Source organism: Frondihabitans sp. VKM Ac-2883 (assembly GCF_015350875.1).
GTDB lineage: Bacteria > Actinomycetota > Actinomycetes > Actinomycetales > Microbacteriaceae > Frondihabitans.
In genome coordinates this window covers 676249-686804 of record NZ_JADKSF010000001.1, presented here as the reverse complement: position 1 = coordinate 686804, position 10556 = coordinate 676249, and the positions used below count along the sequence as shown (strand labels likewise).

Below are 10556 nucleotides of genomic sequence, written 5' to 3'. Positions count from 1 at the left end.
AACCCGGGTAACTCCAAGCTCTACGGCGACGTCCTCGTCAACGGCAAGATGGCCGTCCAGCAGGCCTACATCTTCTCCCTCCACGGCGGCACCCTGAAGCCCCTCACCATGGACGGCAAGAACGGCGTCCTCACCGGCACCACCGTCCACGTCTCCGGCGTCGCCGCGAAACTGCTGAACTCCACCTTCAAGACCGACGCCGTCAAGGCCGACCTCCTCGTCGGAGTCGCCACCATCAGCGCCCAGATCACCGAGTAACACCCCCTCCCACGTAGAGCCCGCCGCATCCCAGCGGCGGGCTCTTCGTCAGTTGCCAGCCCGCCCCTCCATTAGGCGGCCAGGAGTCTCCCGCTGGCGCATCGGCGGGGGATCAGCCCGGAGACCGGATTCCTCCGGGCGCCCGATAGGGCCCGCCTCACCCTCGGGTGCGGCGGGCTTTCCGCTGCCCGGGGTCGACGCCGATCGGCCCGGGGCCCGCGCTCCTAGTCGCGTTTCGCGGGTTTGGTCGCGCAATACCGCGACTAGACCCGCGAAACGCGACTAAACGGCGCCGAGCCCCCTAGACCCGAGCGAAGCCGACCGCAGCACCGAACTGCCCGAGCGCCATCGCGTTGTAGGCGTCGACATCGAACGGCTGGGAGGTCACTTCGCCGCGCAGGAACGCGCGAATCCCCTCGGCGAGGCCGTCGACCGAGGCGGGCACCACGTGGATCACGCCTTCGGGCAACGCGTCGGCGATCGACCCGAACTCGGTCGACACGATCGGCAGACCGAGAGTCGCCGCTTCGAGCAGCACCATGGGTTGGCCCTCGTAGTCGCTCGAGAGCACGAAGCAGTCGGCTGCGCGCAACACCGAGAACGGATTGCGCAGGGCACCGGTGAGAAACGCGACGCCGCGAAGCCCGAGCCGGTCGATCTCAGCCTCGAGCTCCGCCTCGAGCGGGCCGTGCCCGACGAGCAGCAACCGAAGCCTCGACCCCTCCGCGGACGACGAGCGCACCGCCGCGAACGCGGCGAGCAGCCGCTTCTGGTTCTTCTCGCGCGTGTAGCGACCGACGGTGACGAGCCAGACGGAGTCGTCGTCGCGCCCCAGGGCCTCGACCCACTCGGGGACCGCGCCGTCAGCGGGCAGCGGCTCGCCCTCGAAGACGGGTGCGGGGGCGAGCCGACGGATCCTCGAGGCGTCGACGAGGTTGACCGCGGAGTCGATGGTGCGCGACCCGAGAGCCGTGGGCGGGAGCTTCCGCTGGTTGATCGCGGCGAGCGCCGGCGACACGGCCACCAGGGAGTCGTACGACGGGTAGAGGCCGAAGAGGGCCGGCAGGCTGACGGCGAGCGGTCGCTTGCCCGAAACCTCGCGCCCCACCTCGGCGGCGAGGTCGTTGTGTAGCCAGATCGAGCGCGGTGCGTCGGGCGAGTGCAGCAGCAGCGTCGCCCAGAAGGGGCTGTAGCCGCTGAAGTCAACGACGAAGTCGAAGGTCGACGATCCGAAGCACCGCGTCCACTCGTCGTCCCAGAGGGTCTGCTGCCCGGCATCGGCCGCGTGCGCGCCGGCGACTCCGCGGCGGTAGAGCAGCCGGCGTCGCAACTGCTGGGCTTTCGGGCCGTTCATGCCGCCTTCGCGGCGAAAGTGCCGCACCGATCCCGCCACCGCGTCGGCGTTGTGCACCTGCTGCGGCGACTTGGTCACCGTGTAGGCGATGCTCACGTCGTAGCGGTCGGTCGGCAGCGCGGCCAGGAGGTTGAGTCCCGCCGAGGTGATCCCGTTCGAGGCGAGGTCTCCGACGTGCACCAGCACCGAGGTGCGGTTCGAGGCCGAGGCGGACGGCCTGAGGATCCGATACCCCTCGGTTCGATCTCGGAACACGACGTCGACCACGCGAGCGGCGCTGTGCTCGGGGCGGGGCACGAAGCGGGCCTGCCAGGCGGCACGGACGTCGGTGCGGAGCTCGCGGTCCGCCGGATCCTGGGCCGTGATCACCCGGGCGACGTCGACGATCTCGGAGCAGACCGGGCCGGGGAGCTCGTCGGCCTCGAAGTACATGCCGCGATCGGCGCCGTACGACGACGCGTCGGGGGCGAAGAACACGATGCGGCGACCTGTCGCCAGGAAGTCGAAGAAGATCGACGAGTAGTCGGTGATGAGGGTGTCGACGACGCCGAGGAGTCGGTTGGTCGGGATGCGCCCCGGCACGAGCACCCGAGCGAGCTGCGGGTTGCCGCCGACGAAGCGCTCGAGGATCTGGTGGGTCTTGAGCAGAACGACGTAGTCGCTGCCGAGCCTCGCCTGCAGGTCGGTGACCCGGGCGAGCAGAAGCTCGATGTCGTCGGACGGGTCGCCGAACGACTCGCCCCTCCAGGTGGGCGCGTAGAGGACGACGCGGCGGCGGCCGATGGCGAGGCCCGCCGAGACCAGCTCGTCGACGACGCGCACCCGGTCTGCCTCGGTGAGCTCTTGGTGGTCGACTCGGGGGTAGCCCTCCTCGAGGATCCGGCCCCGGAAGAACCCGTCGAGCTTGTAGGCCGAGCCGTACATCGTCTCGGTCATGAACGGGTTCTGGGCGAGCAGGTAGTCGGCGGCGACGAAGTTGCGGAGGGTGTTGCCCGACTGCCGTGCCCCACCCGGCATGTCGAAGCCCATCGCCTTGAGCGGGGTGCCGTGCCACGTGTTCAGGTAGACCTGACCGGGCCGTTTCGAGAACCACTGCGGGAACGTCGCGTTGTTGATCAGGTACTTGCTGGTCGACACGGCGCGGAGGTAGGCGAGCGACTCGCGGAGCACGAAGCGCACGCGAGGATCGCGGCGGAATTCCCGGAGCGTGGCCTCGTCGTCGATGTGCGCTCGGTCGAGCACCCAGACGTGCTTCAGGTGCGCGAAGTCGGGGGCGTCGAGCAGCTCGCGGAAGAGCGCCTCGGGGTTGCAGAGCAGGCCGGTGCCCGCGAACGCCTCGTAGAGCACGGTGTCGTCGCGGATCGTGTCACGCCGAAATCGCGCGAGCGCCTCCATTCGGGCGGCCTTCAGCCCGATGCGGGCGGTGCGGTTCAGTACGGACGGCACGTTCATGGGATCTCCTCGCGGGGATCACTGCCCCCGGAGCATTAGACCGTGAACTGGCAGAGAAACGCCTAAGAACGCGCCGAGCCGGGCCGGACGTCAGCCTTGGCGGTCTCGCCGAGAGCCACCCAGAAGGGGTGCCGAGTAGCGACCACGACCGCGTCGAATCGGCTGAGGCCGAAGAGGCGTTGCAATTCGGCGCGCCACTGCGAGGGCGGACGCCGGCCAGTGACGCGAGCGGCGAGTGACCAGAGCTTCGAGCCCTCGAGGCCGCCCTGCCGCACGACGACGCGGATCCTTCGGTCCTGGCTCTTCTGCCACGCGATGAACTCCCGCTTGCGCGAATCGGAGACGAGCACGGTGAGGTCGGTCGTGTCGAGGTCGATCGTGGCGATCTCGCGGTCGGCGACGGCGGGATCCCAGCGGTCGGTCGGGCCACCGGCGACGAGGAGCACGCGAGGTGCGGTCGACTCGTTCAGGGCTCGCGACCGGTCGGGGTCGACGACACCGCGGAACACCGCCTCGACGACCCGTGCCGTTGCGCGCCCGTCGTCGTCGCCAGCGAATCGGTGCCGTGCCGCCGCGAGTCGCTCGACACCCGCTTCGTCGAGCGGAGCCCGAACCGACTCGGCCAGCTCGGCCAGGGTGGTCGTCACGCGGCCGGGCCAGGTCGACGGCTCGAGATACAGGCCCCGATAGTCGCCGTAGTCACCGATGTCGGGCACGAAGAAGTGGACGGGCCGACCCATCGTCAGAAAGTCGAAGTAGACGCTCGAATAGTCGGTGACGAGGTGGTCGGTGACCGCGAGCACGCGGTTGGTCGGCAGGTCGTTCGGCACGAGCAGACCGGTGCCCGCTCGCTCGCTCACGCTGTCGTGCACGACCTGATGCGCCTTGAGTGCGACCCGGTAGTCGTCACCGAGCAGGTCTTGCAGGTCGCGGGCCTGGTCGACGAGGATCCGGGGATCGTCGGGGCGCACGAACGACGTGCCCTTCCACGTCGGTGCGAACAGCACCAGCCGGCGTCCGTCGAGGTCGAGGCCGGCGTCCCGGAGGGCCGCGATTGTCTCCTCGCGCTCCCCCGCGTCGGCGAACTGAGCGTCGACCCGGGGCAGCCCGAGCTGTAGAACCCGCCCGTCGTACAGCCCGTCGAGCCGGTGCGCCTGCCGATACAGGGTGTCGGTCATGTAGTCGCCGCTGGAGAGCAGATAGTCGGCGTGCAAAAAAGTGCGCAGCACGTTGGCGACCCGGGCGGGCTGGTCGTCGATGTCGAAGCCCATCTTCTTCAGCGGCGTCCCGTGCCAGGTGTTCAGCACGACTTGGCCGTCGCGGCGGCTGAACCAGCGCGGAAAGGTGGAGTTCGTGACGAGGTACCCCGCCGTCGACACGGCTCGGGCGTACGCCTTCGAGCCGGGCTCCACAAACCGGACCCGGGCGTCGCCTCCGAACTCGGAGAGGACCAGGTCGTGATCGTGCCCGGGCCGGAGAGACCAGATGAAGCGGAGGTCGGCGAAGCCGGGATCCTTGATGAGTGCTCGGAAGATCGCCTCGGGATTGCAGAGGGCGCCGTTGCCGTCGAACGACTCGAAGAAGACCACTCGCCGATCGACCGGACGCCGCCGCCAGAAGGCGCGCGACTCGACCTCCATCGCCCGGCGTGCCGTGCGACGGAGCGAGGTCAGGGTGGGGGTGGCCATGGCAGGTCGAGACTACTGCTTTCGACCCTCGGGCTTATCAGGGCGTCGTGATGCTGACGGCGTCGCGAGGGCTCGGCTCGGGGGCGACAGCCCGCGGCAGCTCGAGCCAGAGGTCGACCTGGTCGTCTTCTCCGTCGAGGCCGAGCGCGACGGCCACGGGGTCGACCGACATGGCCGCCACGGTGATAGCGGTGGGTGAATCGGCAGGCGCCGTGCGAATGATGATCCGATCCGAGGTCAGCCCTGTGATCGCTGCGGCGACCTGCCCGAGCAGGCGCTCCAGATCGACGGGGTCGAGGTCGTCGAGGCCGCCGTCGTCGTTCACCTGGACCACGGCCCCGCGTCGTCGATGGAGCATGACCTGCTCGCGGATCTCGCGGCTCAGCAGCTGACGTCCGCGGATCTCGTCTCGAATGGTCTGTTCGAGGAGCCGACACTCCGCCCGGTCCTCCGCGGTGAGTCGACCGCGCTTGTCGCTGATGGCCCGGAGCATCGGTGCGGCGACCAGCGCGGTGGTGCCGAGGCGCACCTGGCGCTCGGCGTGGAAGGCCTCCTGTGCGGCGCGCCACGTCGCCGCTTGGCGCTCCGATTCGACGTGCCGGGAGATCTCCGCGCCGGTCACCCCGATCGCCCACGCCGAAACGGTGACGACGGCCACCATCAAGATCGTGGCGATGATTCCGAAGTGCAGAAGACCCCACGGGCCGGCCCAGACGAGGGTCTGCACGACGAGCCCAGCCAGAACCAGCCAGGCGAGTCTCTGGCGGTGACGCAGCAGCAACTCCACGACCAGACACACGACGCCGCTGACGTACCAGGCGCCGTTCGAGAACGAGTCCGTCGATGGGTTCAGGGCGGCGCTCCCGAGAACGGGAAGCAGGAGCCCGACGATCGCGATGAAGCCGGCACGGCGGTGAGACGGAACGGCGTTCTGGGGCGCGAAGACGCACATGGTGAACGCGGTCGCGAAGAGCGCGAGTCCGATCGCCGGCTGCACCACCTCGGGCTTCGACACCACGACCACGAGACCGAAGACGATCGCGAACAGCGCGAAACTCGTGACCAGGCCGAGAGTCAGCCACCTCGGGACGTTGATCATGGAAGCACCCGTCGTTCTTCTTCGGTATAGAGGTCGGTGCCGACGATGGCCACCGAACCCCAGCTCAAGACGATGCGGGTGCCGGCTCCCGGGGCCGACTCGACATCGACACGCCCCTCCAGGGCTCGAAGCTCCCGAGCCGACTCGTTCCCGCGCCCACCGCCCTGCAGCCCGATCGCGCCAGGGTCGAACCCGCACCCGTCGTCTTCGACGATGAGTCGAATGCCGTCGGATCCCAGCGGGTGGCCCCGAAGGGTTCGCCGAGTGGCTCCCTCGGCGTGCTGCACGCTGTTCGCGAGCGAGTGCGCCAGCACGCCCACGACAGCGTGAGCGACTTCCGGGGGCAGCATCACGACCTCCACCGCGGTCAGATCCTGGTCGAAGTGGCTCAGCCAGATGCCGAGTTGCTCGCATCGCTGGGCGAGCACCTGCCCGAACGGCAGGACTTGCTCGTTACGGCCGACCGCGTTGACGTGCATCAGCACACGCAACGAGTTCGCCGCCATCCGCGACGCGAGGTCTTCCGATTCGGGGTCGCCCGCCGAAGCCGCCGAGAGGAACGTGGTCAGCACGGCGTCGTGCAGCAGCGCGTCGGTTCGGTTGCGCTCGTGCTCGGTCGCATCTTCGAGCTGCGACGCCGCGAAGGTGTCGACCGCCAACTGCTGCCTGTTCGCGGCGGACACGACCCGGTGGCGGACGGTGCCGAGCAGCAACACCAGGACGAGGGAGAGGCCGACCATGAACAGGCCGTCCACAGCGACGTCGGAGAGAGCGACGTCGCCGCGGATCCTGAGACCGATGCTCGCTAGAGCGCTGACGACGAACGCGAACACCATCGGCACGACACGGGAGCGGGCGCCCCGCGCGAGGTACGCGGCGCCGACGGGCGACAGGGCGATCAACCAGGGCATGGGATCCGTCGAGACCGGCGGCGTCAACGTAGCTGCCCACAGCAGCAGCGCACCCGCGTAGACCGCCGCACCGAGCAGAAAGAACAGCCTGGCGCGGGCCGGTACGACGAGAGGGCCGAGCCCCGCCAGGATGGCGAGGCCGACCATCGACATGACGACGCCGCCGAGCGGATCCGCCAACGACGGGGCATCGGCAACGAACGAATCGGCGGTCTGCAGCGAGTAGAGCACGCCGAACCCGCCGACGATCAGGTCGAAGAGACGATCGAACCGACGCATTCCGGCATCGACGATCCGGCCCGAAGCGGAAACCCGGGGCACCGGCCATCGCGAAACGACAGAGGACGAAATCACGCTGATTCCTCTGTGCACTGGATTGCCCGTCACGATCAAGACCCGCCTCCCCGGCTAAGTTGCTCAACCGTAAATGCTGCGTCTCGCCGGCGCACGAACCCACTTAGGGGCATCGCGCCCCCACTTCGCGGCGCACCGCGACCCCCGCTCACCTCCGAACGGTTGACGATCGAGGCAGGCTCAGACCGCCGCGACGACCACCCACGCCACGGCCGACAGACCGACGAGGCGCACACTCGTCGCCACGATCGCGGAGCCCCGCCAGACAGCGACGAACTCTCCGATCGCAGTCGCCAGAGCCAGCAGCGTGAGCAGCACGATCGTGACGCCGACCGGGCTCCCGACGATTCCCGCCCCGACCTGATGGAACGCCACGATGCCCCACGGCACGATTCCGACCGCCGCGCCGTAACCGAGCGCCCGGCGCGAGCCCGTGCCACCGCCGGCACCTGCTCCAGCCACGGCCCTCTCGCGGGCGCTGACCGCCTGCACCATCCTGAACAGCACCCCGGCCGACGCGAGCGCATAGATGCCGACGAGCGCCCCGACGTCTCTCACACCGTTGAGCTCAGCGACCACGAACACCGCGATCGGGGTGGTCAGCAGCGGATCGACCCACGCTGCCCACCTCGGCGGCACGAACCTCGCAAGGGCGAGGAGGGCGACCACCACGGCGAACGCGATGCCGACGTCGACCCGCGAGACGAGGTGGGCCGTGTTGCCCCCGAGGGTTGCCGTGACCGGGCGGAGCGCAGGATCCTGGGCTCCCGCCACCACGACCAGCACGACCGCCTGCAGTGCGAGCGCGATCCCGGCTCCGCGTCGCGCACGTTCCGACCCGGCCGCCCGACTCACGGCGCGCTCGCTCCCCGCGGCGGTGTCGGCAGCTCGATCTTCACGCTGCCGTCGATGACACCGGCGGCTACGGCAGACAGCGACGTCTGGCTGGACCGGGAGTGGTAGCGGATCAGGCGGTAGGCGGAGTCCATGTCGAGCTGGTGGGTGTGCGAGATGACGCCCTTGGCCTGCTCGATGACGACTCTGCTGTCGAGGGCCCGCTGAAGTTGCTCACGGACCATGGTGCTGTCGCGGATGATTCTCTCCTGCAGCACGCTGATCGTCGCGACATCGGCCAGGGCCTGAGCCGCGGTGGCATCGGAGTCGTTGAGGGCGCCCTCGAGGTCGCGGAAGAGGTTCAGCGATCCGATCGTCTCCCCGCGGAGGCGAAGCGGGATCGCGTGCACCGAGACGTAGCCCGTCTCGGATGCCGCGTCGGCGAAGGTGGGCCACCGGTCGTGCATCTCAGCCCTGCTCGTCACCGACACCACCCGACCGCTCGTCACCGCTTCGACGCAGGGCCCCTCGCCGGCCCGGAGCTGCATGAGGCCGATGCTGCGGCTCGCCTCGCCCGTCGAGACGATCACTTCGAGGTGCCGGTCGTCCGGGCCGAGAATGATGCCGGCAGCGGATGCGTCGAAGAGGTCGGTGCAGCGATCGACGAGGGTCTGCAGCAGGTCGATGATGTCGTAGTCGGCCACCAGGGAGTCCGCGAGGGTCACGAAGGTGCGAACGAGAAGGGTCTCGCGAGAATCGGACACGGTTTCCTCAAATCCTGGAATCAATTGTCGAAGGCGGTGAAGTCAAGTGTGCGTGCCACGACATCGGCGGCGATGTCGCGGACCGGGCGCCCGCTGGCGAAGGCGTGGCCCCGAAGAACGAGGAGTGCATCGACCGGAGTGATGCCCATCTGCGCGAGCACCATTCCGGTCGCCTGATGCACTTCGCGGCGCGAGTAGTCGCCCGCGCTGCTTCCAGCATCCTCGTCCTCGCTCTCCACCGCCAGAAGTGATCGGCGCAGAACCTGCCGGGCGAGGATCGTCGACAGCAGACTCGCGTCGGCCACCTGCCGCGAGCTCATCGCCCCCGAGACGCGCGAGTAGAGGTCGATGGCCCCGACGTTGATGCCGGCGACGACCAGCGGAAAGGCGAACACCGCCGCCAGCCCGGTCTCGCAGAGAGCCTGCCGGGCCAGAGGCCACGAGGTCTCCGACGAGTGCTGCAGGTCGGGCTCGAAGACGGGAAGGCGGGTCGAGAGCGCCTCCCAGCAGGGCCCCTCCCCGAGGTCGATCTGGATCTCGTCCCACTGGGCGGCCGAGTCGTCCGTGACGCAGATGGTCTCGGAGCCGAGAGGGTCGCCCAGGGTCGAGATGGCCGCACCGGTCACACCGATCGCCGCCACGAACGGGCCGCAGAGGTCGGAATCCGGTTCGAACGCCTGCGCCAGAGCGAGAGCCGCATCCGAGAAGTCGAGCCGCTCAACCACAGGCGCACCGGGGCCCCGCTGGCACGATTCGGTGCGTCGTCATGGGGCCTCCAGGAGCCTGCGTTCATCCCGTGATCGGGTCACGGAGCGCTGGGCCTAAGTGTCGGCCGTGCCTCACCTTAGCCGTGGTGGGCGCCTGCCCGGTCTGCTTCGAGTCGAACGCGCGCGGCTACAGACGTGCAAAGCGTGCTCGCGCAAAGCTGTACGCCCCGTAACAGATGAGCCCCACCCCGACGGCGATCAGAATCACCTGCCCGAAAGGCAATGCGGCGAGCGCCTTCAGCGCGCCGTCGAGACCGGAGGCCTTCTGCGGGTCGAGCGTGGCGGCAGCGACGATGAAGAGGATTCCGACAACGAAGACGGCGACGCCTTTCGCCACGTAGCCGAGAATGCCGAGGCCGGTGATGGCGCGACCCGTGCTGCCCGACGGCAGGGCGATGTCATCCAGGAACTTCCGCCTCGATCCCTTCGCCACGAAGTAGACGCCCACTCCGATAGCAATCAGGCCGACGACAATCAGAAGGATCCGACCACCCGGCAGCGTGAGAATCGATGCGCTGGCATTGGTGGACGTGCTGGTGGAGCTCGTAGCGCTGCCGAGAGCGGTCTGTGCCGCCGTCAATCCGAGGGCTACGTAGGCAGCCGCCTTCGAAGCGGAGACCAGGCTGCGCACCCAGCGCTTCTTCGAAGACGAGCCGATACCGAGCACCGCCTGAATCACCAGCCACAGCCCCAGCGCGAACAGGCCGACGACCGTCAGCCACAGGATGATCGTGCCACCGGGGAGCTTGGCGACCTGAGCGAGGGCGCCCGACTGGTCAGACTTACCGCCCTGGTGCAGGGCGACGCGGATCGCGAGGTATCCGAGGAGGAGGTGGACGAGGCCGCTGGCGGCGAATCCGGCCCGTGCGAGCACTTCGAGGGCGTGGCTGTCGCCGACCTTCCCGGCGGCGGAGCGGATCTCACTGGGGCTGGTCATGGCGTTCTCCGATAGCTGGTGGTGCGTCGTGGGGCAATTCTGGGCCATGACGGCACCGTGCTCGCGCCCCGTGGCCTCGTGCGTGCCGAGATCGCACTTGTGGTCGGCTGCACCCGACCGCAATTGCGATCTCGGCCC

Annotated in this window: 8 protein-coding genes and 1 pseudogene; 1 reads left to right on the top strand and 8 read right to left on the bottom strand. The window is 68.9% G+C overall.

Annotated elements, in window-relative coordinates; translation table 11 throughout:
- Positions 1–258 (top strand): annotated as a pseudogene (locus ITJ49_RS03475) (hypothetical protein); the annotation flags it as partial.
- 301 nt (positions 259–559) lie between these two features.
- On the opposite strand, the gene ITJ49_RS03470 reads toward ITJ49_RS03475, so the two are convergent.
- From ITJ49_RS03470 to ITJ49_RS03435, 8 genes are all read right to left on the bottom strand, one after another.
- Entirely contained in the window at positions 560–3064 is a 2505-nt protein-coding gene (locus tag ITJ49_RS03470; RefSeq protein WP_194601325.1) for a glycosyltransferase, read from the bottom strand.
- Positions 3065–3126: 62 nt separating this feature from the next.
- Positions 3127–4752, bottom strand: a complete 1626-nt coding sequence (locus ITJ49_RS03465; protein ID WP_194601322.1) for a CDP-glycerol glycerophosphotransferase family protein — start codon at positions 4750–4752, stop codon at positions 3127–3129.
- Positions 4753–4789: 37 nt separating this feature from the next.
- Complete coding sequence (locus tag ITJ49_RS03460; RefSeq protein WP_194601320.1) at positions 4790–5851, bottom strand: hypothetical protein; 1062 nt, start codon at positions 5849–5851, stop codon at positions 4790–4792.
- Positions 5848–7083 carry a sensor histidine kinase gene (locus ITJ49_RS03455; RefSeq protein ID WP_194601316.1) on the bottom strand — a complete coding sequence of 412 codons (1236 nt, stop codon included), beginning with the start codon at positions 7081–7083 and terminating at the stop codon, positions 5848–5850. The genes ITJ49_RS03460 and ITJ49_RS03455 overlap by 4 nt, the downstream gene beginning before the upstream one ends.
- Positions 7084–7296: 213 nt before the next feature.
- Positions 7297–7971, bottom strand: a complete 675-nt coding sequence (locus ITJ49_RS03450; RefSeq protein ID WP_194601313.1) for a hypothetical protein — start codon at positions 7969–7971, stop codon at positions 7297–7299.
- On the bottom strand, positions 7968–8714 hold the full coding sequence (locus ITJ49_RS03445) for a GAF and ANTAR domain-containing protein (RefSeq protein ID WP_194601312.1): 747 nt from the start codon (positions 8712–8714) through the stop codon (positions 7968–7970). The genes ITJ49_RS03450 and ITJ49_RS03445 overlap by 4 nt, the downstream gene beginning before the upstream one ends.
- A gap of 20 nt (positions 8715–8734) precedes the next feature.
- Positions 8735–9439: a GAF and ANTAR domain-containing protein gene (locus tag ITJ49_RS03440; RefSeq protein WP_194601310.1), complete on the bottom strand. Its 705-nt coding sequence runs from the start codon at positions 9437–9439 to the stop codon at positions 8735–8737.
- A 169-nt stretch (positions 9440–9608) separates the two neighbouring features.
- Positions 9609–10418, bottom strand: a complete 810-nt coding sequence (locus tag ITJ49_RS03435; RefSeq protein WP_194601308.1) for a DUF1206 domain-containing protein — start codon at positions 10416–10418, stop codon at positions 9609–9611.
- Positions 10419–10556: the final 138 nt, after the last annotated feature.

Coding starts and splice junctions, on each gene's coding strand:
- ITJ49_RS03470 (WP_194601325.1), bottom strand. CDS start 3,064: ATGAACGTGCCGTCCGTACTGAACCGCACCGCCCGCATCGGGCTGAAG.
- ITJ49_RS03465 (WP_194601322.1), bottom strand. CDS start 4,752: ATGGCCACCCCCACCCTGACCTCGCTCCGTCGCACGGCACGCCGGGCG.
- ITJ49_RS03460 (WP_194601320.1), bottom strand. CDS start 5,851: ATGATCAACGTCCCGAGGTGGCTGACTCTCGGCCTGGTCACGAGTTTC.
- ITJ49_RS03435 (WP_194601308.1), bottom strand. CDS start 10,418: ATGACCAGCCCCAGTGAGATCCGCTCCGCCGCCGGGAAGGTCGGCGAC.